The organism is Alloalcanivorax xenomutans (assembly GCF_032810065.1).
GTDB lineage: Bacteria > Pseudomonadota > Gammaproteobacteria > Pseudomonadales > Alcanivoracaceae > Alloalcanivorax > Alloalcanivorax xenomutans.
Genome location: NZ_CP136538.1, coordinates 953,174 through 975,379 on the forward strand (window position 1 = coordinate 953,174; position 22,206 = coordinate 975,379).

Sequence of the window (22,206 nt, forward strand, 5' to 3'; positions counted from 1 at the left end):
TGTTAGCCGGAAAAGGAGGTAAGTCATGACAGGCACATCAATGCGCGCCGGAGACGCCCTGCTGGTGGTGGATGTGCAGAACGACTTCTGCCCCGGCGGCGCTCTGCCGGTGGGTGACGGCCACGCGGTGGTGCCGGTCCTTAATCACTGGATCGGCACGGCCTCCGACGCCAATCTGCCGGTGATTCTGTCGCGGGACTGGCATCCGGTGGACCATGTTTCGTTTCATACTCGTGGTGGGCCGTGGCCGGTACACTGCGTGCAGGACAGCTGGGGCGCCGCCTTTCACCCGGAACTGCGGATTCCGGATAAGGCGGTGCGGGTAAGCAAAGGGGGCCATTTCGAACGGGATGCCTATTCCGCCTTTGACGGTACCGGCCTGGCCCACTGGTTGCGCCGCCGCCGGGTGCGCCGCTTGTGGCTGGGTGGTCTGGCGGAAGACGTTTGTGTTTACCATACCGCTCTGGATGCCCGCCGCCACGGTTTGGTCACTCATTTGCTACTGGCCGCCACCCGGCCGGTATTCGCCGATCGGCAGCAGGAGTGCCACCGGGCATTGCGGGAAGCCGGGGTGATACTCATCGCCGGACAGTGAAACCAATCTGCCTGGCCACAGCACTGCACACTGCATGAGGAAGTCTGATGACCGCCATTTGGCCGGACCGAGACGCGTTGTGTCTGCTCACGGATCTCTATGAACTGACCATGGCGCAGGCTTACTGGCGTCAGCAGCGCAACGACGAAGCCATTTTCAGCCTGTTTTTCCGTGTACTGCCCGAGCAACGCCAGTATGCCGTGGCCTGTGGTCAGGAGTACGCCGCCCACCTGGTCAGTGAACTGCGCTTTCCCGCGGAGCAAGTGGCCCGCCTGGCGGAATTGAAGCAATTCCAACCGGAATTTCTGGACTGGTTGGCCGGTTTTCGCTTTACCGGGGAGATCCGCACGGTGCCGGAGGGCACCCTCGTCTTTCCCCACGAACCGGTACTGGAGGTGCGGGCGCCAGTGATCCAGGGGCAGCTGCTGGAAAGCCTGCTGATGAATTACATCAACCTGGAGACACTGCTGGCCTCCAAGGCTTCCCGGGTAGTGGATGCCGCCGGCGGACGGCCGGTGATGGATTTCGGCATGCGTCGCATGCATGGCCTGGAAGCGGCCTGGCGCGGTGTGCGCGCCTACCGGGTAGCGGGCATCAGTGGCACCAGCAATGTGCTGGCGTCGCGGGACTTTGATCTGCCGGCCCAGGGCACCATGGCGCATTCTTACATTCAGGCGGTGGGGGACGAACGGCAGGCCTTTCTCGAATACGCGCGGCTGTATCCGGGAACCACGCTGCTGGTGGACACCTACGACACTCTGGCCGCGGTGGACAAGGTGATCGGCCTGGTACGGGAGGAAGGCATCGAGGTCGGCGCCATTCGAATCGATTCCGGAGACCTGGGTGCCTTGGCGAAAGCGGCGCGCCGGCGGCTGGATGACGCCGGACTGAGCGGCATACGTATTGTCGTCAGCGGTGGCCTGGACGAATGGAAAGTGGCGAAGCTGGTGGCTGATGGCGCCCCCATGGACGGCTTCGGGGTGGGCACGGAAATGGGTTCGGTGGCCGACGCGCCCTCTCTGGATTTCGCCTACAAGCTCACCGAGTACGGCGGCGAGCCCCGGCTCAAGAACGCACCGGGCAAGCCGGTCTATCCCGGCGCCAAACAGGTATGGCGCCATCACGATGCGAGCGGCATGCTGGCCGGTGACGAGATCACCGGTATCGATGAGGCACGCGATGGCGAGCCGTTGTTGCGGGAAGTGATCCGTGATGGCCGGCCGGTGTTGCCGTCGCCGGATCCGGATCAGGCCCGAGAACGATTGAGCCGGGAGCGACAATCCCTGCCGACGGCGCTGCGCGGTTTGACACCGCACGCCCCTTATCCGGTACGTTTTAGCGAGTCTCTGGAAACCCTGCGCCGGGATACTCTGGCGCGGCTGGCGGATTGAAACGGCGCTGGGCGGATTGCGATCCGCCCACCGTGCGTTCGCGCGGCCGCGTCACAGCGTATCGGTCAGCAAAATGCCGAGGCTGAAACGGTTCTCGTAGTCGTCATAGTTGATCAGCGAATCGCCATAGCCGGAAAACACCTGCACCAGCCCTTTGAAGCGCTTGTTGATCGGGAAGGAATAAGAGATTTCGCCGGCGCCTTTATTGTCGGAGCGCAGGTTGTTGCGGACCATCAGTTCCAGCACGTGGTTGCCGAACGGGCGCGCCACTTCCAACTGGAAATGCCCCATGTATTTTTCGATGTCCGGATTGTCGTCGCCACTGGTTTGCAGCGGATCCTTTTTCTTGTCTTCGGGAATCCGGTACCAGGGCATCACCGAGACGTAATAGGAGCCAATCTGGGAAATGTGCCGCAGGTAAACGCGGTTCCAACTGCGGGAAGCGGGCACGTCGCGGCCGTTGGATTCATGAATGAAGCCAAAGGCCATCAGCTCGGTACGAACCGGCCCCAGTTTCCAGTCCATGGGTTTGGCCAGAAAAATCTCCGGCGCGTAGTTGATTTCCCGGAACGGACTGGATTGATTGCTGTTGTAGGCCTGCCAGAAAAAGGTGCCGGTGAAGGCCATGTACAGCGTGCTGCCGTTCCAGAAGTCGTCGTACAGCGGTGCCTTCAGGGACAGCTGGAATTTGATTTCCTCGGAGTCCAGGTCGTCGTCTTCCCGGTCCGGATCGTTCCACTGGGGATTTGACCAATAGGAGTAGGGCATCAGGTAGTTACGGCGATGCGGCGTGATGGCGAAGGGATTGTTCAGGGAAGAACGCTCCAGCGCCAGCCGGCCGCGCAGCGCATCCTCATGGGCACTACGTTGCTGCTGCTCCGGATCGCACCAGCGGCGCAGCTCTTCCAGGGTGACGGCGCGGTCGCCTTGCTGAACACCGCGCAACAAACACTCATTACGCTTCGCCTCGGCCCGGGCGGCGGCCTCGGTGGCTTCCGTGCTTTCCTGCGCCTGGGCCATCAGCGGGCCACACAGCAGACAAGCCAGCAAAATGCGCTTCATACCCCATCCTCGTTGGTGGTGATGGCCAAACTCAAAGACCTTTCAATTCCTCGTTGCTCATGGTGCGGGCTTCTTCTTCCAGCATCACCGGGATGCCATCCCGTATCGGGTAGGCCAGACCGCTGGCCTTGCATTTCAGCTCGCCGGCCTTCTCATCCAGGATCAGCGGAGCCTTGCTGACCGGGCACACCAGAATGTCGAGCAGATTGGGATCGATCATCGCCTTGATACCTCATCGTCATGATGGTCCGGGGCCGACTATACCAGCCCTCGGGGTCCCGTGCGCGAATTCAAACAGTCGTTTGACTTATGGGTCACAAATAGAGGTGGGCACTGATGACACCCTCACCTAAGATTGTGGCCCTTCAATGACGGCGGCGCCCTTGGGCGTGCCCGCTCGGAACCCCAGACAGACCGTTTTCAGGGAGACCTGACATGCCTGAGTATAAAGTCCCTTTGCGCGACATGCGCTTCGTTCTCAACGAGGTGCTGGACCTGGATGCCCACTACGCCAAGCTGGGCCTGGAAGAAGTGAATAGCGAACTGCTCAACGCCTTCCTGGAGGAAGGGGCCAAGTTCGCGGAAAACGAACTGGCACCGCTGAACCGTTCCGGTGACGAGGAAGGCTGCCACTTCGAGGACGGCGTGGTCACCACCCCGCAAGGCTTCAAGGAAGCCTACGCCAAGTACGTGGAAGGCGGCTGGCCGGCCATGGGCGGTGATCCGGAATTCGGTGGTCAGGGCCTGCCCGGTTCCGCCAGTATCGCCATCTCTGAAATGACCGGCACCGCCAACTGGTCCTGGAGCATGTACCCGGGCCTGTCCCACGGCGCCGTGGCCACCATCGAGGCCCATGGCACCGACGAACAGAAGCAGGCCTATCTGCCGAAGCTGACCAGCGGTGAATGGACCGGCACCATGTGTCTGACCGAGCCGCACTGCGGTTCCGACCTGGGTATCCTGAAAAGCAAGGCTGAGCCCCAGGCCGATGGCTCCTACAAAATCACCGGCACCAAGATCTTCATCTCCGCCGGCGAACACGACATGGCCGAGAACATCGTCCACATCGTGCTGGCCCGCCTGCCGGACGCGCCGAAAGGCACCAAGGGCATTTCCCTGTTCATCGTGCCGAAGTTCCTTACCGATGGTAATGGCGGTGTGGGCGAGCGTAACGCGGTGGCCTGCGGCTCCATCGAGCACAAGATGGGCATCAAGGCTTCCGCCACCTGTGTGATGAACTTCGACGGCGCCACCGGCTATCTGATCGGTCCGGAGAACAAAGGCCTGAACTGCATGTTCACCTTTATGAACTTCGCCCGTCTGGGTACCGCCATTCAGGGCGTGGCCCACGCCGAGCTGGGCTTCCAGGGCGGTCTGACCTACGCCAAGGACCGCCTCGCCATGCGCAGCCTGAGCGGGCCGAAAAACCCGGACGGTCCGGCGGACCCGATCATCGTGCATCCGGACGTGCGCCGTATGCTGCTGACCAGCAAGGCGTTCGCCGAAGGCGGCCGTGCCCTGGTGTACCTGTGCGCGCAATTGGGCGACAGCGTGAAACTGGGCAAAACCGAGGAAGAGCGGGAAGAAGCCCACGAACTGATGGCGCTGCTCACCCCGATCGCCAAGGCGTTCGTTACCGAAGCGGGTCTGGAAGCGGCCAACCACGGCGTGCAGATCTACGGTGGTCACGGTTTCATCCGCGAATGGGGCATGGAGCAGAACGTGCGTGACGCGCGCATCTCCACCCTGTACGAAGGCACCACCGGTATCCAGGCGCTCGACCTGCTGGGCCGTAAAGTGCTGATGACCCAGGGCAAGGCGCTGCGCAACTTCACCAAGATCGTGCACAAGTTCTGTGAAGCCAACGCCGATAACGCTGATCTGAAGGAGTTCATCGAACCGCTGGCCGGTTATAACCGAGAGTGGGGCGAGCTGACCCAGGCGATTGGCCTGCAGGCCATGCAGAACCCGGAATACGCCGGCGGCGCCGCTGTCGACTACCTGATGTACTCCGGCTATGTGACCCTGGCCTACCTGTGGGCGCTGATGGCCGCCAAGGCCCAGGAACAGCTGGCCGCCGGTGCTGGTGACGAGGCGTTCTACAACGCCAAGATCAAGACCGCGCGTTTTTACTTCAAGCGCATCCTGCCGCGCACCGCCGGTCACAAAGGCGCCATCGAAGGCGGCGTGGACAGCATGATGGATCTGGACGCCGAGCACTTCGCGTTCTGATTTCGGACTCGCTGTAACCCCGAAAAAGCCCGCCTCAATGGCGGGCTTTTTTTGATTCATCGCGGGACAACCGGGGTCCGGAAGTCCTCCGTACAGACCCGCTGTGGGAGCTTGCCTGCAAGCGAATATTACAAACCGCCCGAGCGAGCCCCATTCGCTTGCAGGCAAGCTTGTATGGTTTCCCGGCAAGTCTTAGAAGGAGAAGACTTGTCGGGGTGGAGGGACCAGGCAAGCTTCTGACCCTAGGGTACAGACTGTGGGAGATATGGCCCCACCCCGCACCTTCAAACGCCGATAAGGAATCCATCGGCTGAGCGCGCACTCAGACCGACGATACTCTGCAAGCCAGCGTGACGGTGCGCCCCGACAAGCCCATTTAACCTAGCTGACAGGGGAGCCCCATGGCAATGCCGGCAAGCCGCCCGGAGATCGGGATCGACGCTGCGAAAGACAACCTGGTGATCCACCATCAGGACCTGAACCAAACCCTCACCATCGACAATACGCCCCAAGCCATCCGCCAATGGCTGGCCACCCTCCCTGAGGGCTGCGATATCGCCATTGAGGCGACCAGCACCTATCACATGGACATTACCGAGCGCGCACACGCCAAGGGGCATCGGGTCTATGTGGTGGACGGCTACCGCCTCAGTCACTACCGCAAAGGCGTTGGAGGGCGGGCCAAGACGGATCTGGCCGATGCCCAGTTGCTGGCCCGCCATCTGCACAAGGAGAAAGACGAGTTACGCCCGTGGAGCCCGCCCCCAAAGGCGTACCGGATGCTGCAGAGCCTGCTGCGTCGCCGGGCCGCCTTGGTTAAGGCCCGCACGGCATTACGTCAGAGCCTGAGCGGAGAACCGGAGCTCAAGGCCCCTCTGCGTGCCCTGATCGCCAAAATGGACCGGATTGACTCTCTGATCCAGAAACGGCTCAAGAGCGCGGTGAGCGCCGCCGGCTTACAGACTCAGGTCCAACGCTGCGACGCGATCGACGGGGTCGGCGAGATCACCGCCACCGCCTTGGTCATGGCCTTCCTGAGAGGGGACTTCAAGAACAGCGATGCTTTCGTTGCCTTCCTGGGGCTGGATGTCCGAGTCCGCGACTCCGGCAAACTCACAGGCAAGCGTAAGCTGACCAAGCAAGGGGATACGGAGGTCAGGCGACTGCTGCACTGTGCCGCCATGAGTGCGTCTCGACACCCTGTCTGGCGCGCCTTCTATCAGCGCTATCGGGACCGGGGACTGCACACCACGCAAGCCTTGGTGATCCTGGCCCGGAAGATCGCTCGCACCGCCTTCGCCCTGATGAAGCAGCAACAAGAATATTGCCCCGCAAAGCTCTTCTAAGCATTGCAGGGCACCATAGAATCTCCCACAGCAGCTTTGTAGCTACTTAAGTCTCCAAGACCAGAAAAACACCTGTGCTTGCCGATCCGCGTCCCTGATGGAGGGAAATCGTGTTTCCTTCTAAATTTGGCCTAACGCCATGCGCCCGGATCGACGCAGACAAGCTCCCCGGCTCATGCTGTAATGCCCGCCATGATCAAGATTCTGTTGTGGCGAACACTGGCCTTGCTGACTCTGGTGCTGGGCATGATCGGCGTGGTGATGCCTGGTCTGCCCACGGTGCCGTTTCTGTTGCTGGCGGCCTGGGCCGGCACGCACGGTTGGCCGCGTCTGGAGCACTGGCTGCTCAATCACCCCCGCTACGGCTTTTCGATCCGGCAGTGGCGTGAACATGGCGCGGTATCCCGTCGCGCCAAGGTCGCGGCGACTCTGATGATGGCACTGAGCGTGCTGCTGATCACGCTGTCGGCGGCGCCTTTGCTGGTGAAAATCAGCGTGCCGGCCTTCCTCAGCGTGACCCTGATCTGGCTGTGGAAACGGCCGGAACCGGGCGGTCACGAATGAATGGGGAGTCACAAATAATCGTTTACCGCACCGGCGTCGTGGCTAAACTGACCGCCTTTCACACGGTCAGCAATTGGGAGACAGACCATGGCGATCTACAAGGCTCCTTTGGAAGACATGCGTTTTGTGCTTAACGACGTGTTTCAGGCGGAACACCTCTGGTCTTCCTTGCCTCCTATCTCCGAAGTGACCCGCGATCTTTCCGACGCCGTGCTCGAAGAAGCCGGCAAGATGGTGGAGAACCTGCTGTTTCCGCTGAACCGTAACGGTGACGAGGAAGGCTGTCACTTCGAGGACGGTGTCGTCACCACGCCGAAAGGCTTCAAGGAAGCGTTCAAAACCTACGCCGAAAACGGCTGGACCGCGTTCTCCGGCAATCCGGAATTCGGCGGGCAGGGCATGCCGAAGTCCCTGGCGGTGCTGTTCGAGGAAATGATGCACAGCGCCAATTCCTCCTTCGCGCTGTACCCGGCGCTGACCAATGGCGCCACCCTGTGTCTGGATGCCCACGCCAGCGACGAGCTGAAACAGGCTTACCTGCCCAAGCTGTACAGCGGCGAATGGGCCGGCACCATGTGTTTGACCGAACCGCATTGCGGTACTGACCTGGGCATTCTGCGCACCAAGGCGGTGCCTCAGGACGACGGCTCTTATCAGATCAGCGGGACCAAGATTTTCATTACCGGCGGCGAGCACGACATGGTGGATAACATCATCCATCTGGTGCTGGCGAAACTGCCGGACGCCCCGGCCGGTTCCAAGGGCATCTCCCTGTTCCTGGTGCCGAAATTCCTGCCGGAAGCCGACCCTGTCAGTGGCAAGGAAGCTGGCGAACGCAATGGCGTCGCCGCCGGCTCCATCGAGCACAAGATGGGAATCAAAGGTTCCGCCACCTGCGTGATGAACTTCGACAGCGCCAAGGGTTGGCTGGTCGGCGAAATCAATCAGGGGCTGGCCTGTATGTTCACCATGATGAACTACGAGCGTCTGTCCATCGGTATCCAGGGGCTGGGACTGGGCGAAGCCAGCTACCAGAGCGCGGTGGATTACGCCCGTGAGCGTATCCAGGGGCGTGCCGCCACCGGTGCCGCCAATCCGGATGGCGCCGCCGACCCGATCATCGTGCATGGCGATGTGCGCCGTATGCTGATGACCATGCGTGCCCTCAATGAAGGCGGCCGTGCCTTGTCCGCATACGTTGGTATCCAACTGGATCTGGTGAAGTTCTCCGAGGACGAGGAAGTGCGCAGCAAGGCGGCGGATCGCGTGGCGCTGCTGACGCCGGTGGCGAAAGCGTTCTTCACTGATCGCGGTTTCGAAACCACGGTGCTGGGGCAGCAGGTGTTTGGCGGTCACGGTTACATTCGTGAGTGGGGTATGGAGCAGTTCGTGCGCGATTGCCGTATCTCGCAAATCTATGAGGGCACCAACGGCATTCAGGCGCTGGATCTGGCCGGCCGTAAAGTGACCCGTAACGGTGGTCGTTATGTGGAGTCGTTCCTGGCGGAAGTGCGCCACTGGATCGAGGAAAATGGCCAGGAAGCAGGCCTGGACGGCGTGCGCGAGCCGCTGGTCGCCGCCGTGGATCGTCTGCAGGTAGCCACCGAGGAATTGCTGCGTCAGGCGGGTGATAATCCGGATGCGGTCAATGCCGGGGCGGTGGAGTACCTGGACCTGTTCGGTTACGTCACCTACGCTTGGCTGTGGGCGATGATGATGGTCAATGCCGCCGGGCGTGATGACGACTTCGGCCGCGCCAAGATGATCACCGGACGGTTTTACTTCGAGCGTCTGCTGCCGCGCAGCGAAGCCCTGGCGCGGCAATTGAAGGCCGGTGCGGAAACCATGATGAGCCTGGACGCCGATTTGTTTTAAGCGGCTAAAGTGGGGCTTGCCACAGACAAGGTCACGAAGCCGCTGTAGAGCCGGGCGGCGGGCCGCTTGCCCGCAGGCCGAATGTGCCAGCGCTGGAGGGCCGGGATTCGCCAGCAGGCTGGCTCCCACAGATCATGCTACGAAGCCGCTGTGGGAGCTTGCCTGCAAGCGAATGTCCCAACATGGAGCCTATTCGCCAGCAGGGCAAGCGGCCCGCCGCCCGGCTCCTACAGGACCCCCTGTAGCGACCTCTGAAGTCATTCCCCGCCGCTCCGTGCCACCAGAATCCAGCTGAGCACTCCGCCGTTTTGTTCCCGCCATTGATAATCCAGCGCCACTCCGGTGCGCCACTCATCCGATAGCGTAGTGCGCAACACGATGCGATGGTCATCCAGCAGAGCCGCGTCCTGGAAATAAAAGCGTTGGCCGGTGAGCGGATAAAGTGCTTTGAACAGCGCCTCCTTCACCGAGAAAGTGAGAGAAACGCGGCGCGCCTGTTGTTCCTGATCCAGATCCGACAGCGCCTCGATCTCCGCCTCCGTCAGCAACTGCTCGCGCAGTTTCAGCGCCCGTTGCGGGGCGATCCACGCTTCCGCGTCCAGGCCGACGCCACGCCAACGCCTTCGATCGGCCACTAATGCCGCCGCCCGGCCCTGGGCGTGGGTGATGGCCCCGCATACCGCCTGTGGCCAAACCGGTGCCCGGTCCTCCCCGTAGCCGGGCAAGGCGGGTTCTCGGGTGATGGCCTCGATGGCGGCTCTGGCGCAGCATCGCCCCGCCAGATATTCGGCCAAACGCTTCTCCACCGCGCCTTGCAAGGACGCCGGCAGCGGCACTGCCTGATGTTCAAAATCTTCCAACCGGGTCCGTTCCGGATAATAGCCGCCGCTGGCCAGACACAGGCCCTCTTCCCAGTGCTCTAGTTGAATAGGGTCCAGGCTGGACACGGATTCGGGCATAACGCGGTGCTCGCTGACGGGGTCTTTATACTGGCGTCTGCCCGCGATGTCGGCAAGTCCGGCTCAACGCGGCGGGCGTTGCGGCTTGACGCCACTTCCCAGCGCGTTACCCATACGATTGCGCAATGCCGACTGATTGAACTGTCCGGTCCGGTTGGGCGGCAGGCGGGTGACGTCAGCGGAGTCCAGCGCCGGATTATCCCGTTTGGCCGCCTCGGGAACGGCCGCCGGCATCATCTTCCGCTGCAGGCAGTCGTAGGGCAGGGCGCGATGGCCGTTCACCTCCACTTCCACACAGGAAGGCTCATCGGCCTCGGACGCGGGCGCTTCCGCCGCGTGTAGCGCTGGCGCCATCAGTACCAGCCATCCCATGCCTATCCAGTGCTTCATGTCGTTTCCGTTTTTGATCGGTGAGAGTGTCCGCTGCCAGGAGAATGAAAACGCGGTGGTTTTTCAGTGAATTTTTCATGACGAGCCACTCTGGCCCTCGCTATTTCCCTCCAGCCCTGTTCTGACGCTGTCCCGGCATCGGTCAAGCGCCTTCGACTAGCCACCTTTTTGCTGTAGCAACGCGGTCTTTCCGTGAATTTTTGGTGACAACGGTTCGGTTCCGACGGACTCCCGCCATCTAGAGAGTGTTAACTGGATCACCGTATTTGCCGCGGTGTGTTTCGGGGTTGTGGTTCGTGGTTACCAGAGTTGTCCACGGTGATGCTGGCCACCGGTCCATGTATGTGTTTGCAGAGTCGAGTCAATGCGTGACGCCAACAGAATGAGTGGAATGGCCTGGTTTTTGGGGGGAATGTTCGTGGCAGCCATGACTTTGACATCGTCACTTCATGCTCAACAAGACGCCACCGGCCATGAGGATCGTACAGAGGCGCCGGCGGAGGCGCCGGGAACGGTGACCATCAATGAGTACATCGTGCGTGGTAACACGGTTTTGGAAGCGCGTGACATCGAGAAGGCGGTGTACCCCTTTCTCGGGCCGGAACGAAGCCTGGAAGACATCCAGAGCGCGCAAAAAGCTCTGCAAAAAGTATATCAGGACAAAGGGTATCAATCCGTTTATGTGGAGTTGCCGGAGCAGCGGGTCAGTGGCGGCGTGGTCTATCTCCAGGTGATCGAAGTCACCGTGGGGCGGGTGCGCGTGGTCGGCGCCGAGTACCACTCCCCGCTGAAAATCCGCGAGGAAGTGACGGCACTGCGGGAAGGCGTGGTGCCCAATTTCGAACTGGTGCAGGAAGATTTGACCAAGGTGAACCGCACCGGCAAGCGGCAGGTAATGCCGGTGGTCAAGGAAGGCGCCATTCCCGGCACCATGGATGTGGACCTGGCCGTGGAGGATCAGACGCCCTGGAACGGCAGCCTGACCTTGAACAACGATTACAGCGCCGACACCGAAAAACTGCGTACCATCGCCACCCTCGGGCACTCCAACTTGTGGCAACGGGGACACAGCATGTCCCTGACCCTGTTCACCGCTCCGGAGAATACCGATAACGCCGAGGTTTGGTCGTTGAGTTACGGCATGCCGCTGTCCGAGCGCTGGTCCCTGCGCTTCTCCGGTTATACCTCCGACAGTGACGTCAATACCGTGGGCGGCACCAGCGTGTTGGGGCAAGGACAATCCTACGGTGTTTCCGCCACCTACAACATTCCGTTCGACGGCACCTGGGGGCATTCCCTCTCCCTCGGCGTTGATTTCAAGGACTTCGATGAGTCGCTGGAATTCGGTGACGCCGAGGACACCATCCCCCTGAAATACGCGCCTTTTACCTTTGGCTATAACGGCTACTACTACACCGAAAAAAATCAGGGCTCGATCAATCTGACCCTGGTTACCGCCACCAATGAGTTCCCCGGCAACAGCAGCGGCTGGGAAGAGTTCGATTACAAACGGTACCGGGCCAAACCGGATTTCGCCGTGATCAGGGCCGAGGCCAGCAACGAGAGGCTGCTGGGCGAGTGGGGGCTGGCGACAAAACTAAGCGCGCAGATGGCGTCCGGCTCCCTGGTTTCCAACGAGCAGTTCGCGGTGGGGGGCGCCGGCACGGTTCGGGGTTATCTGTCCGCGGAGCAATCCGCCGACGACGGTGTGCTGGCCAGTATTGAGCTGCGCACACCTTCCATCGCCGAGTGGCTGGGGTCGCCCTGGAGTCTGGTGCGCGCCCATGTCTTCGGTGAAGGCGCCCATCTGACACTGCAAAACCCATTGCCGGAGCAGGACGATGAATTCGACCTGGCCAGTGTCGGCGTTGGGCTGCGGGCGGAGATCGGTGCCTGGTTGAGCGGACGGCTGGATCTGGGGTACCCGCTTACCGACGCGGAAAACACGGAAAAATACGACCCCAGATTGCATTTCAGTATTACCGCCAGTTTCTGAACAGAACCAAGGACGTCCCCAAGGGCGACCAAACAGCTTGTTTTTCGGAGTGTCTGATCATGCAACAACGCCTGCTGATTTTTCTCATATCCTGCCTGGGTGCGCTGTTGCCCACCCTGGCCCATGCCTGGTGGCAAGACGATTGGAGTTACCGCAAGCAAATCACCATCGATACCTCGCCCCAGGGCGCGGCCATCGATCAGCGGGTCGGCCGGGTGCCGCTGCTGGTACGTCTGCATACCGGCAATTTCAGTTTTCAGGACGTCCAGGAAAACGGCTCGGATCTGCGCTTTGTGGCGGCGGACGATCAGACCGTTCTCAATCACCAGATTGAAAGTTTCGACGCGCTGTTGGGCGTGGCCTACATCTGGGTGGATGTGCCGGCGCTGGAAGCCGGGTCCAGCCAGGATATCTGGATGTACTACGGCAATCCCGACGCGCCGGCCACCAGCAACGGTCAGGCGGTGTTCGACGCCGATTACACCCTGGTCTATCACTTTGACCAGGCGCCCGGCGCACCCGCCCGTGACGCCACCGCCTACGGCAACAATTCCAGTAACACCGTGGCGCAAAGCGTCACCGGGGTGATCGGCCAGGCCGCCGCCTTTGCCGGTGGCGAACCGCTGATGGTGGAAGCCGCGCCGTCCCTGGCGACGCCCGCCGCCGGTCAGTTTTCCTTCAGCGCCTGGGTGCGTGCCGATCAGAATGCCAATGAACAGTTGATCTATGCCCGCCGTGACGCCGGTAATTCGCTGTTGATCGGTATCAACGCCGGCCAGCCCTTCGTTGAGGTCAATGGTCAGAGAACGGCGCCAGCGCAACCGCTGGCATCCGGTCAGTGGCAGCATCTGGCGGTGACCGCCGATGGGCAGCAAGTGGCGTTGTACGTGAATGGCCGCCAGATCAGCAGCTTGCCGGTGGCACTGCCGCCGCTGGCCACCGCCATCGCCTTGGGGGGCGATATTCCGGGTTACGCGCCCGCCGCGCCCGTTGCGGAAGAAACCGCGAGTGAAGGGGAGGATGTCGCTACCACCACACCGGCAGCGGTGCCGTCCCGCCACTTCAATGGCGCTCTGGATGAAGTGCGGATTTCCAAGCAGGCCCGGCCGGCGTCTCTGTTGATGGCGGATTACCAGGCCCAGGGCTCCGAGTCGCGGTTGGTGGTGTTCGGCGTCGACGAAGAACAGTCCGGCTTCGGCTTCGGCGCGCTCGGCTTCTTGCTGAGCGCGGTACCTATCGACGCCTGGGTCATCATTGGGATTCTGGTGATCATGATGATCCAGACCTGGTTCGTCATGTACCGGAAGTTCCGCCATACCCGCCGGGTGGACGAGGCCAATGGCCGTTTCCGCGCCGAGTTCGCCCAGGTCGGCACGCAACTGGAAAAACTCGCGGACAGCCCCGAGCTGGAGCGGGAACTGGAGCACTCATCGCTGTGGCGGTTGTACCAAGTGGCGGTGCATGAGTTGCGTCTGCGGCGTGCCCAGGGCGCCGATACTTCCAGCATTTCCTCGGAAACCCTGGAAGCGATCCGCGCTTCCATGGACGCCGTTCGTACCCAGCAGAATCGCGAGCTGAGTTCCCGTCTCGGTGTGCTCTCCAACGCCATCGCCGGCGGCCCCTACATCGGCCTGCTGGGTACGGTGATGGGCATCATGGTGGTGTTTCTCGGTACCGCCATGGCCGGGGACGTGAACATCAACGCGGTGGCGCCGGGTATGGCCGCCGCCCTGTTGGCCACCGCCATGGGGTTGTTCGTGGCGATCCCGGCGCTGTTTGCCTACAACCGCATCAACGGCCGTAACCGCGATATCAGCTCCGATATGCGCGTGTTCCTGGATGAATTCGTCACCCGCCTGGCCGAGATTCATGGCGCCGGGCAGCGGCCGCCGCAGCCGGCGCAGGCCGGTCATGCCGTGCGCCATGGCATCTCTCAAAGCCCGGTGGTGTAAGGAGAGCAACGATGGCTTCGGTAAGAACCTCGATGGACGACGATGAAATGGACGGACCGGTGGACGGCATCAATATCACGCCGCTGGTGGATGTGCTCATGGTGGTGCTGGTGATGTTCATCCTCACCGCCACGGCGCAGATCGCGGGCATCAAGGTGGATCTGCCCAAGGCCAGCTCCTCGGTGTCGCTGTCCGAATCCAAGACCAAGGCCATTTCGGTGAACAACGACGGACAGGTGTTTCTCGATGCCTACCCGGTGACGCTCGCTGAACTGGAGGACCGGTTGCGTACCGAGAAAGCCATGAACCCCGGCTTTCCGGTGATCGTGCGCGGGGACGCCGCGGTGCAATACCAAAAAGTGGTGCAAGTGCTGGATGTGCTGCGGCGTCTGGATCTCAACCAGGTCGGTCTGGTGACCGGCAAGCCGCCACAGTGATCGATGATAACCGGATAACAGGAAAGACCATGTCGTTGCAGTCACCTCAATCACGGGATTCCGGAACGGCCTCGGGCAAGCGGCATTCCCTTTCCGCGAGCAAGACATCCCGAACGCGGCGCGGGCCGATGACCTATGTACGCCTGGCCGTCGGCGCGGTGGTGTTGATTGTTCTGGGCTGGCTGATCTGGCAATGGGCCAACGATATGAGCGGCGTGCGCCGCCAGGTGCCGCAGGAGCCGATGCTGGTACCGCTGCCTCCGCCGCCGCCGGAGCCGGAACCAGAGGAAATGAAGGAGCCGGAGCCGGAACCCGAACCGGAGGAGATCGTCGAGCCGGAGCCGGAACCCACGCCGGTGGAAGAACCGACGCCGGAAGAACCGCCTTCACCGTCGGATGATTTGTCCGAGGCCATGCAGATCGATGGTGAAGCTCAGGCCGGTACCGATGCTTTCAATATCGGCGCCGGCAGTGGTGGCGGCATGGCCGGTTCCGGCACCGGCCGGGTCGGCAACGCCACCTACGGCCAGTACCTCTCCTACGCCTTTCAGCGGGCGCTGCGCGAGGAGCCGTCGATCCGTCATCTAAGTTACCGGATACAGATCAATCTCTGGCTTAACGAGGCCGGTCAGATCACCCGGGTGCAATTACTCAAGTCCAGTGGTGACCCGGATACGGACGACAAAGTGATCGCCGCCGTGCGTGCCATCCCGGCGCTGGATCAAAAGCCGCCGAAGTCGATGACATTGCCGGTGAAAGTGGCTTTGCAAGGGCGGCGTCCGGGCTGACCGGGACCGAAACCAACCAGACCCAAGAATCGAGACGAACCGTTTCAGGAGCAATAAAGCAATGAACATGAAGCGCAATCAGTGGCTGCTGATGCTGGCCGTGGCGGCGACCTTGAGCGGCCCGGCCGTGGCGCAGGCACCCGCCGAATCCACCGCGCCGGAGGGCAACAGCACCACCGTGCACCTGATCCGGCTGCTGGTGGAACAGGGGGTAATCACCGATGCCCAGGCCAACGCCTTGCTACAGCAGGCGCGACAGGAGGCCCAGACCGCCAGCCAGCGCCGCCCCGAACACGAAGTGCGGGAAGGGGACGTGCGTGTGCCCTACATCCCGGAAGTGGTTCGTGACGAGATTCGCGAGGAAGTCAAACAGGAAGTGATGGCCCAGGCCAAGGCGGAAAACTGGGCGGCGCCGAATACCTTCCCGGACTGGGTATCGCGGGTGAAGCTGTTTGGTGACGTGCGGGTACGTAATGAGAGCCGGTTCTTTTCCGGGGATAACATTGATCAACTCGTGGATGGCCAAAAATATAATGAAGATGGCCCGTTTGAAACCAATCTGGGGCCTATCGCTAGTGACTTTCCCCCCCTTATGAACACCCGTGAAGACCGCACCAACCTGTTGCGGCTCCGTGCCCGTTTCGGTTTGGAAGCGGATCTGGGGGGCAACTGGAGCACCGGTGTCAGATTGGCCACGGGCAGCAGCAATGGCCCGGTTTCCACTACCCAGACGCTCGGTGGCGGGCTCAGCAAAAAAGACATCTGGCTGGATCAGGGGTGGGTGAAATGGGCTCCGGGGATTTGGCGCTTCACCGCTGGGCGCGCGGAGAACCCCTTCGTCTCCACCGACATTCTGTTCTCCGGTGATCTGAGTTTCGATGGTGTGTCCGCCGGTTTCAAGGACCTTCGGGTCGGTGATCGCGTCGCGATGTTCGGCACCATTGGCGCCTTTCCCCTGGAATACAGCTCCGACTCATGGCCTTCCAGCAGCCCGGACAAAAGTGATAGTGAGGACAAATGGCTGTTCGGCGCGCAGGTCGGCGCCAACTGGGTGTTCAATCAGGAAGAGCGCCTGACCGCGGCCATCGGCTACTACCACTTTGATAACATTCAAGGGCAGCGGTCTTCCGAATGTGAATTGTACAGTGACCCATACCAGTTCTGCGATACGGATTGGTCGCGGCCGACCTTCATGCAGAAGGGGAATACCCTGTTCTGGCTGCGCGATATCCAACCCAATCCGGATGCCGACGTCACTTCAATGCCCCAATACCTGGGGTTGGCCTCGGAATTTCAGCTGTTCGATCTGAACCTGATCTGGGATACACGGGTTTTCAGTGATTACAAACTCAGGTTGGCGGGCAACATCATTTATAACGACGCCTATTCCGAACAGGCCATGTGGCGCAATGCCGCCGGCATGATCGTCAACAACTTCGATGAAGACGGCGAATTCGAAAGTGGGCGAACCGCCTGGATGGTTCATGCTGCTTTCGGTTCCTCCCTGAAGCTGGACCGGAGGGGGGACTGGCTGACCTTCCTGGGCTACAAACACATTGAGCCGGATGCTTTACCGGATGCCTACAACGATTCTTCCTTCCACCTCGGCGGCACCAATGCCAAGGGCTACTACCTGGGCGCGGCTTACGCCTTGAACGAGCGGCTGTACTTCCAGGGCCGCTGGATGAGTTCGGAAGAGGTGTATGGGCCGCCGTTGTCCATCGACATCCTGCAACTCGAACTGAATGCCCGGTTCTGATCGACCAGGCGATGAAGGGAGGTAATACCATGAAGAAGGCGGATAACGTCAAAACAAAGTGGTTTCCCGCGACGCTGACATTGCTGGTTCTGGCCTTGCCGGCCTGGGCACAGGCCCAGCAGTCCAGCCTGGAAGAACGTCTGCGTACCGAGCTGCGCAACACCACCCAGCAATTGCGGGACCTGCAATCCCGGCAAGCGGGCCTGGAGGCGGCCCGTTCCAACGCGGAAGTGCAACGTGATGCCGCCAGGGCCCAGGTGGCCAAATTGCAGGCCCGGCTCGATGCGGTGGAAGGGAATCTGGCCTCCCAGCAACGCAGCAGTCAAGCACGCATCGCCGCCAGCCAGGAACGCGCCCAGCAGATGCGCGACGCCTACGATGAGTTGTTGACCCTGGCCAAAGGCAAGGAAACGGAACGGCTGACGCTGCAGAAAGCGTTGCAACAACGTACCGCCGAATTGCAGACCTGCGTCAGCCGCAACGAGGAGATGTATATGGCGGGCAAGGAGATTCTGTCCGCTTATGAAAGCCTCGGTGCCGGCAGCCTGTTCAAGATGCGTCAGCCGCTGGCGACCTCGTCGCGGGTGGAGTTCGAGAACAGGGCCCAGGAAATGGGAGACCGGCTGTATAACGCCCAGGTCGGCGTGGTGCGGTCGGACCAGGACGGTAACGCCGGTGCGGCGGAAAACGACGGCTGACCATCATTGAAACGTCACAACGGCTTGTTAAGGACATCACCATGAGCGAAGAAAACCACATCATCGACACTCTGCCTCTTGAAGAACTCAGTGCTCTGTTGCAGGAAGCCGGTTATCGCACCAATGAAACCGAGCATAACGGCAGCAAGCAACTGCTCAGCGCCAGTCAGGGCATCGGCTTTGCCGTGCGCCCCGGTAATATGTTGGGGGAAGGGCTTCTGGACTTCACCATCAGCTGCGCTTTGCGCATCCAGGGCGAGTTGCCGGAAGGGCTGATCCCGGCCTGGAATCGCGGCAAGCGTTTCTCGAGATTGAGCCGGCATGGTGATTTTCTGGTGCTGGAAATGGATGTGATCGTGGCTGGCGGTGTGCGCCGCGCCCATGTGCGCGCCAACCTGGAAATCTGGGACCGCTTGTTGCAGGAGTTCCTGCTCTATCTGCGCAATTACCGTGACGAGAACCGTAATGAGAGCCACGATAAAGACGATGCCTCGGAACATGAGCAGGCGATAAGCACGGAAGCGGCGGAGTGACGGGTAGAGAAGTGAATTGCCGGCGTGCCGGCGATGGTTTCAACCTGGGAGTGAACAATGAAAAGCGCACAGGTTTTACTCAGCGCGGTGTTGGCTGGTTTGGCGGGCGTCATTGGCACCGTTTGGGTGATGCAACCGTCCGAGGCGGTGGCCGTTTCGGAACCGGCATCGGTTTCGTCACCGGCGGCCTCATCGCCCACCTCCACAGGGCAAGGGGATGCGGTCGCGGCCCTGGGCGCGGTCAGTCTGCGCGATCAGGAAGTGGCGGACTGGCTGGCGGCGCTGTCGCCACAGGCCCGCTCGGCGATCCAGCGGGATCGTGCGCTGTTTGATGATTGGGCGCGTCAGCGTCTGGCGGAAAAGGCACTGATCCGGGAGGCCCGGCAACAGGGCTGGGAGAAGCGGGAGGAAGTGACACAGGCCATCGATCAAGCGCGCGATCAGATCCTGCTGCGCAGCTATCTGGGCGCGGTGAGCCAGGTGCCGGAGGACTTTCCCGATGACGCCACGCTGCGGCAGCTTTATGACAGCAGAAAGCAGGAACTGGCGGTACCGGAACGTTATCACCTCAGGCAGATTTTTCTTGCCGTGGACGGCACCAATGCCGACCAGGTGAAAGCCCGCGCCGGGCAATTGGTGAAGGAAGCCCGCGCTAAAAAAGGGGACTTCGCCGAACTGGCCCGCCGTCATTCCGATGATGCGGCTTCCGCCGCCCGGGGTGGTGATATCGGCGTGCAGTCATTGGCCCAGCTTACTCCGGAGGCGCGCCCGGTGGTGACGGCGTTGAAGGAAGGGGAAGTCTCCGCGCCGTTTCGCACCGCGTCGGGTTGGCATGTGCTCAAGCTGGAGAAGACCGAGGCGGCGAGAACCGCCACCTTCGATGAGGTGCGCGATCAACTGCGCGCCACGGTCAGGGAACAGCGCCGGCGGCAAAATGCCGAGGCTTACCTGAATCGACTGGTGGGTGAGGCCTCTCTCAGCATCAATGGCGCCGCGGTGACGGCGCTGTTGGAAAACCAATAGCAGCCTTGGCCGAAAAAGGAACCCGTATGCCAATCCGGATGGTAATTACAACGGCGCTGGTCGCCGCTTTTCTGGCCGCCTGTACTGCGCCAGGCTCCGATTCAGCCGTCGATGGGTACCGGCGTTCGGTGATCGTGCAATGCTCACCGACCCAGGATGTGGAAGCCAATCCCTGTATCGCCAAGGCGCGCCAGGCTTGTGGCACGGACAGCGTTCGCTTGAAGAACGTGGATTCCCGACAAGCGGTGAGCGCCCCGGTGGCGCGGGGGGCTCCAGTAACGCTGGTGTATAACTACTCAGTGGTCTACTACTGCCTGGATTAGCGGCGGGGTGCGGGGCATGGCCGCGAATCAGCAGGAGTCCGCTCTCTCAGCTGATAATCAAAATACCGCCCGGCAGTGACCGCACCTCCGCGCCGCGCACCTCTTTGACCAGCGCGGCGAAGTCCTCCAGTTTATCCAGGGACAGATAAGCCTGTACCGGAACCCGGCCAAGCTGATCGTTCACCAGCACGATCTGTCCCGGGCGGTAGCGATTAACTTCGTCCACCACCTGGGCCAAAGGCGTGCCGTTGAACACCAGCATGCGCTGACGCCAGGCCGTCACCCGGTCCGGGTCCACGTGTTGGACCGAGGACAGGCGAGCGGTGTTGTATACCACTTGCTGGGCAGGCTGGAGTTGAACACTCTGGTGCCGATGACGGACCGCCACCTGCCCATCCAGGCAGGTCACCCGGACGCGGTCGTCGGTAAAGCGCACATTGAAGCGAGCACGGCGCGCTTCGATGAGGCCGTTCTGAGCGGCTACCGTGAAGGGAAGGCGATTGCCATCGGCGGTGGTGATCTCGGTTTCGCCGCTGTTCAACACCAGTCCGGTGATTTGTTCCGCCTGCCGATTCACGTCGATACTGGTGCGGGTGTTGAGCTGCACGGTGGCGGCGTTGGGCAGCACTACTTCGCGTTGCTCCCCGGTGCCAGTCCAAAGATCGGCGGACTGCATGCCCATGCGCGTCCACAAATCCAGAGGCGAGCGTAACGCCAGCCAGCCCGCCGCCGAAGCCGCCACGGCGCCGCCGAGAAAGGCCCGGCGAGTGAAACGGGAAGAACGGCGCCGGGGCAGCGGATGAGCGCCGGCTTCGATGCTCTCGCTGGTAGCGGCCTGTTCCATGCCCTGCCAGACCTGGCGGCAATGGACGAATGCCCGGGCGTGCTCCGGGCTCCGCGCGCACCAGCGGCGGAAAGCTTCACCGTCGGCGGCGCTGGCGCGTCCCGAGGAGAGGTGCACCACCCATTCTCTTGCCTCCCGGGTGATCCGGTCGGAAGAGGGGGCGGGGGCATTTCGATAATCGGTCATGATTGCGTCGGCCTTTTTTGTCTGGGCCCGTAACGTGGGGCGTAATCCCGCTCCAGCCTTTCGCAACAATGCAGTAATCCGGCGCGCAGTTCTTTTTCCACGGTGCGCAGGGACACACCGAAACGTTCGGCGATTTCCGCGTGGGGAGTGTCCTCGATACGCGCGGCGGTAACGATGGCGCGTCGGCGGCGTGGCAGTTCCGCCAGAGCTCTGCGAAATATCCGGATCTCCTGTTCACCCAGTGCCTCACGGGCGGGATCGGCCAGTTCATCCGCCATCTGATAGAGATCGTCCACTTCGTCCAGTGTCATCACTCTGGCGTGTTTACGGCGTTGTTCCTCCGCCACGTTCATGGCGATGCGGAAAAGGTAGGCGGCGGGATGGTGAACACGGGTGCCCTCCTGCATACGTTCAATTCGCAACCAGGTTTCCTGCAAGGCGTCCTCCGCCAGTTGGTGGGAACCCAGACGGCTGTACAGACGCTGACGGAATTCGTCATAGCGTTGCACCAGCAGATCGCGCAGCGAATGGTGCGAAGTCTCGGCGGTACTCATTCCCTGGATTCTCCTTGGCAGGATGGCGTGCCCGGATGGAGTAGCAGTGTGATCGGTTGCGGCATGCCGGGCGGCGGTGGCGGCAGGATCAGATCCTTGAAGCTGGCGCGGACGCTTGTTCCCCACCGTGCCTCGGCGTCGCCGTCCGGAAAGTGCACCCGGGTTACCCGGCCTTGAGGGTTGGCCCACAATTGCACCACCAGGCGAAACTGTCCCAGTTGTTCCGGTTGATGGCGACACAGGCCGGTCAGCACCGATTGTTGCAGTGAGCGGGCATAAGCGGGCGGCACCACGGATCGAGTCTTGGATGCGACGGTTTTGGCGTCGTCGTGCTGGGCAGGTACCAGCGTCAGGGCGGAATCGGTCAACCGGCGGCTGGTCAGCCCGGTACCGTTCAGCAATATCGTCAACGCCTGATCCGGAGGGAAATGGCCCCGTACGGCGCTGGCGGTTTTGTCCTGGATGCGATCGCTGGTAACCAAGATCGATATCCCCGTTTGCTCACTGAAAGTCTCCAACGACAGCGGTAAAGGCTGCGCGGGAAGATCAAAAAAGGGGGCGCCGTCATTGGCGTAACCGGCCAGGGTCGATGCCAGCATCAATCCCGTCCCCACCAGCCGCAACAAACGGAGAAAGAGGCTCCGGTCGGCGAAAGAGGCGGTGATCGTCACGGGAAAGACGGCACTGGCATGGTCACCT

The 22,206-nt window shown here is 61.6% G+C and carries 22 protein-coding genes; 15 read left to right on the plus strand and 7 right to left on the minus strand.

Going from position 1 to position 22,206, the window contains the following annotated elements; genetic code table 11:
• Positions 1 to 25 precede the first annotated feature (25 nt).
• Positions 26 to 595, plus strand: a complete 570-nt coding sequence (locus RYH70_RS04505; protein WP_317009833.1) for an isochorismatase family protein — start codon at positions 26 to 28, stop codon at positions 593 to 595.
• Positions 596 to 642: 47 nt separating this feature from the next.
• A complete protein-coding gene (locus RYH70_RS04510; RefSeq protein ID WP_022993717.1) occupies positions 643 to 1,986 on the plus strand; it encodes a nicotinate phosphoribosyltransferase in 1,344 nt (447 codons plus the stop codon).
• Positions 1,987 to 2,037: 51 nt separating this feature from the next.
• On the opposite strand, the gene RYH70_RS04515 is transcribed toward RYH70_RS04510, so the two are convergent.
• Positions 2,038 to 3,048 (minus strand): phospholipase A, encoded by a 1,011-nt coding sequence (locus RYH70_RS04515; protein ID WP_022993716.1) that lies wholly within the window; start codon positions 3,046 to 3,048, stop codon positions 2,038 to 2,040.
• A gap of 31 nt (positions 3,049 to 3,079) precedes the next feature.
• Positions 3,080 to 3,268: a Trm112 family protein gene (locus tag RYH70_RS04520; protein ID WP_022993715.1), complete on the minus strand. Its 189-nt coding sequence runs from the start codon at positions 3,266 to 3,268 to the stop codon at positions 3,080 to 3,082.
• 215 nt (positions 3,269 to 3,483) lie between these two features.
• Here RYH70_RS04520 and RYH70_RS04525 point away from each other — a divergent pair, with 215 nt between their 5' ends.
• From RYH70_RS04525 to RYH70_RS04540, 4 genes are all read left to right on the plus strand, one after another.
• Entirely contained in the window at positions 3,484 to 5,280 is a 1,797-nt protein-coding gene (locus RYH70_RS04525) for an acyl-CoA dehydrogenase C-terminal domain-containing protein (protein ID WP_080530514.1), read from the plus strand.
• A gap of 401 nt (positions 5,281 to 5,681) precedes the next feature.
• Positions 5,682 to 6,626 carry a transposase gene (locus tag RYH70_RS04530; protein ID WP_317009834.1) on the plus strand — a complete coding sequence of 315 codons (945 nt, stop codon included), beginning with the start codon at positions 5,682 to 5,684 and terminating at the stop codon, positions 6,624 to 6,626.
• A gap of 192 nt (positions 6,627 to 6,818) precedes the next feature.
• Positions 6,819 to 7,190, plus strand: a complete 372-nt coding sequence (locus RYH70_RS04535; RefSeq protein ID WP_317009835.1) for a YbaN family protein — start codon at positions 6,819 to 6,821, stop codon at positions 7,188 to 7,190.
• A gap of 87 nt (positions 7,191 to 7,277) precedes the next feature.
• Positions 7,278 to 9,065 carry an acyl-CoA dehydrogenase C-terminal domain-containing protein gene (locus RYH70_RS04540; RefSeq protein ID WP_097058358.1) on the plus strand — a complete coding sequence of 596 codons (1,788 nt, stop codon included), beginning with the start codon at positions 7,278 to 7,280 and terminating at the stop codon, positions 9,063 to 9,065.
• A 257-nt stretch (positions 9,066 to 9,322) separates the two neighbouring features.
• Here the strand turns inward: RYH70_RS04540 and RYH70_RS04545 are convergent, their stop codons facing one another.
• Both RYH70_RS04545 and RYH70_RS04550 read right to left on the minus strand, forming a co-directional pair.
• Positions 9,323 to 10,024, minus strand: coding sequence for a 4'-phosphopantetheinyl transferase family protein (locus RYH70_RS04545; RefSeq protein WP_116027676.1), 702 nt, complete (start codon positions 10,022 to 10,024; stop codon positions 9,323 to 9,325).
• A gap of 63 nt (positions 10,025 to 10,087) precedes the next feature.
• Positions 10,088 to 10,414 (minus strand): hypothetical protein, encoded by a 327-nt coding sequence (locus RYH70_RS04550; RefSeq protein WP_031228131.1) that lies wholly within the window; start codon positions 10,412 to 10,414, stop codon positions 10,088 to 10,090.
• A 412-nt stretch (positions 10,415 to 10,826) separates the two neighbouring features.
• On the opposite strand from RYH70_RS04550, the gene RYH70_RS04555 reads away from it, so the two are divergent.
• The 9 genes from RYH70_RS04555 to RYH70_RS04595 all read left to right on the plus strand — a co-directional run bounded on the left by RYH70_RS04555 (position 10,827) and on the right by RYH70_RS04595 (position 19,923).
• Complete coding sequence (locus RYH70_RS04555) at positions 10,827 to 12,410, plus strand: ShlB/FhaC/HecB family hemolysin secretion/activation protein (protein ID WP_394356128.1); 1,584 nt, start codon at positions 10,827 to 10,829, stop codon at positions 12,408 to 12,410.
• Positions 12,411 to 12,469: 59 nt separating this feature from the next.
• Positions 12,470 to 14,362: a DUF2341 domain-containing protein gene (locus RYH70_RS04560; RefSeq protein WP_317009836.1), complete on the plus strand. Its 1,893-nt coding sequence runs from the start codon at positions 12,470 to 12,472 to the stop codon at positions 14,360 to 14,362.
• Between the two features lie 11 nt (positions 14,363 to 14,373).
• Positions 14,374 to 14,799, plus strand: coding sequence for an ExbD/TolR family protein (locus RYH70_RS04565; RefSeq protein WP_014993295.1), 426 nt, complete (start codon positions 14,374 to 14,376; stop codon positions 14,797 to 14,799).
• 128 nt (positions 14,800 to 14,927) lie between these two features.
• Positions 14,928 to 15,587 carry an energy transducer TonB family protein gene (locus RYH70_RS04570; protein WP_022994183.1) on the plus strand — a complete coding sequence of 220 codons (660 nt, stop codon included), beginning with the start codon at positions 14,928 to 14,930 and terminating at the stop codon, positions 15,585 to 15,587.
• A gap of 61 nt (positions 15,588 to 15,648) precedes the next feature.
• Positions 15,649 to 17,346 (plus strand): putative porin, encoded by a 1,698-nt coding sequence (locus RYH70_RS04575; protein ID WP_317009837.1) that lies wholly within the window; start codon positions 15,649 to 15,651, stop codon positions 17,344 to 17,346.
• Positions 17,347 to 17,375: 29 nt separating this feature from the next.
• On the plus strand, positions 17,376 to 18,044 hold the full coding sequence (locus tag RYH70_RS04580; protein ID WP_022994181.1) for a hypothetical protein: 669 nt from the start codon (positions 17,376 to 17,378) through the stop codon (positions 18,042 to 18,044).
• Between the two features lie 41 nt (positions 18,045 to 18,085).
• The gene (locus tag RYH70_RS04585; RefSeq protein WP_026949720.1) at positions 18,086 to 18,577 is read left to right on the plus strand and encodes a YbjN domain-containing protein; all 492 of its coding nucleotides are present in this window, start codon (positions 18,086 to 18,088) and stop codon (positions 18,575 to 18,577) included.
• A 57-nt stretch (positions 18,578 to 18,634) separates the two neighbouring features.
• Positions 18,635 to 19,600 (plus strand): peptidylprolyl isomerase, encoded by a 966-nt coding sequence (locus RYH70_RS04590; RefSeq protein WP_055099717.1) that lies wholly within the window; start codon positions 18,635 to 18,637, stop codon positions 19,598 to 19,600.
• A 26-nt stretch (positions 19,601 to 19,626) separates the two neighbouring features.
• Entirely contained in the window at positions 19,627 to 19,923 is a 297-nt protein-coding gene (locus RYH70_RS04595) for a hypothetical protein (protein ID WP_026949722.1), read from the plus strand.
• A 46-nt stretch (positions 19,924 to 19,969) separates the two neighbouring features.
• Here the strand turns inward: RYH70_RS04595 and RYH70_RS04600 are convergent, their stop codons facing one another.
• From RYH70_RS04600 to RYH70_RS04610, 3 genes are read right to left on the minus strand one after another with little or no spacing between them, the layout of a single operon-like run.
• Entirely contained in the window at positions 19,970 to 20,953 is a 984-nt protein-coding gene (locus RYH70_RS04600; RefSeq protein ID WP_233924558.1) for a FecR family protein, read from the minus strand.
• Positions 20,950 to 21,507 carry an RNA polymerase sigma factor gene (locus RYH70_RS04605; RefSeq protein ID WP_317009838.1) on the minus strand — a complete coding sequence of 186 codons (558 nt, stop codon included), beginning with the start codon at positions 21,505 to 21,507 and terminating at the stop codon, positions 20,950 to 20,952. The genes RYH70_RS04600 and RYH70_RS04605 overlap by 4 nt, the downstream gene beginning before the upstream one ends.
• Complete coding sequence (locus RYH70_RS04610) at positions 21,504 to 22,106, minus strand: STN domain-containing protein (protein ID WP_317009839.1); 603 nt, start codon at positions 22,104 to 22,106, stop codon at positions 21,504 to 21,506. The genes RYH70_RS04605 and RYH70_RS04610 overlap by 4 nt, the downstream gene beginning before the upstream one ends.
• Positions 22,107 to 22,206: the final 100 nt, after the last annotated feature.

Bases quoted from the DNA above. Each gene is read 5' to 3' on its own strand.
- RYH70_RS04580 (WP_022994181.1), top strand. From the start codon at position 17,376: ATGAAGAAGGCGGATAACGTCAAAACAAAGTGGTTTCCCGCGACGCTG.
- RYH70_RS04555 (WP_394356128.1), top strand. From the start codon at position 10,827: ATGTTCGTGGCAGCCATGACTTTGACATCGTCACTTCATGCTCAACAA.
- RYH70_RS04610 (WP_317009839.1), bottom strand. From the start codon at position 22,106: ATGCTGGCATCGACCCTGGCCGGTTACGCCAATGACGGCGCCCCCTTT.
- RYH70_RS04510 (WP_022993717.1), top strand. From the start codon at position 643: ATGACCGCCATTTGGCCGGACCGAGACGCGTTGTGTCTGCTCACGGAT.
- RYH70_RS04520 (WP_022993715.1), bottom strand. From the start codon at position 3,268: ATGATCGATCCCAATCTGCTCGACATTCTGGTGTGCCCGGTCAGCAAG.
- RYH70_RS04530 (WP_317009834.1), top strand. From the start codon at position 5,682: ATGGCAATGCCGGCAAGCCGCCCGGAGATCGGGATCGACGCTGCGAAA.
- RYH70_RS04550 (WP_031228131.1), bottom strand. From the start codon at position 10,414: ATGAAGCACTGGATAGGCATGGGATGGCTGGTACTGATGGCGCCAGCG.
- RYH70_RS04515 (WP_022993716.1), bottom strand. From the start codon at position 3,048: ATGAAGCGCATTTTGCTGGCTTGTCTGCTGTGTGGCCCGCTGATGGCC.
- RYH70_RS04575 (WP_317009837.1), top strand. From the start codon at position 15,649: ATGAACATGAAGCGCAATCAGTGGCTGCTGATGCTGGCCGTGGCGGCG.
- RYH70_RS04605 (WP_317009838.1), bottom strand. From the start codon at position 21,507: ATGAGTACCGCCGAGACTTCGCACCATTCGCTGCGCGATCTGCTGGTG.
- RYH70_RS04525 (WP_080530514.1), top strand. From the start codon at position 3,484: ATGCCTGAGTATAAAGTCCCTTTGCGCGACATGCGCTTCGTTCTCAAC.
- RYH70_RS04505 (WP_317009833.1), top strand. From the start codon at position 26: ATGACAGGCACATCAATGCGCGCCGGAGACGCCCTGCTGGTGGTGGAT.
- RYH70_RS04585 (WP_026949720.1), top strand. From the start codon at position 18,086: ATGAGCGAAGAAAACCACATCATCGACACTCTGCCTCTTGAAGAACTC.
- RYH70_RS04535 (WP_317009835.1), top strand. From the start codon at position 6,819: ATGATCAAGATTCTGTTGTGGCGAACACTGGCCTTGCTGACTCTGGTG.
- RYH70_RS04565 (WP_014993295.1), top strand. From the start codon at position 14,374: ATGGCTTCGGTAAGAACCTCGATGGACGACGATGAAATGGACGGACCG.
- RYH70_RS04570 (WP_022994183.1), top strand. From the start codon at position 14,928: ATGACCTATGTACGCCTGGCCGTCGGCGCGGTGGTGTTGATTGTTCTG.
- RYH70_RS04590 (WP_055099717.1), top strand. From the start codon at position 18,635: ATGAAAAGCGCACAGGTTTTACTCAGCGCGGTGTTGGCTGGTTTGGCG.
- RYH70_RS04600 (WP_233924558.1), bottom strand. From the start codon at position 20,953: ATGACCGATTATCGAAATGCCCCCGCCCCCTCTTCCGACCGGATCACC.
- RYH70_RS04540 (WP_097058358.1), top strand. From the start codon at position 7,278: ATGGCGATCTACAAGGCTCCTTTGGAAGACATGCGTTTTGTGCTTAAC.
- RYH70_RS04560 (WP_317009836.1), top strand. From the start codon at position 12,470: ATGCAACAACGCCTGCTGATTTTTCTCATATCCTGCCTGGGTGCGCTG.
- RYH70_RS04595 (WP_026949722.1), top strand. From the start codon at position 19,627: ATGCCAATCCGGATGGTAATTACAACGGCGCTGGTCGCCGCTTTTCTG.
- RYH70_RS04545 (WP_116027676.1), bottom strand. From the start codon at position 10,024: ATGCCCGAATCCGTGTCCAGCCTGGACCCTATTCAACTAGAGCACTGG.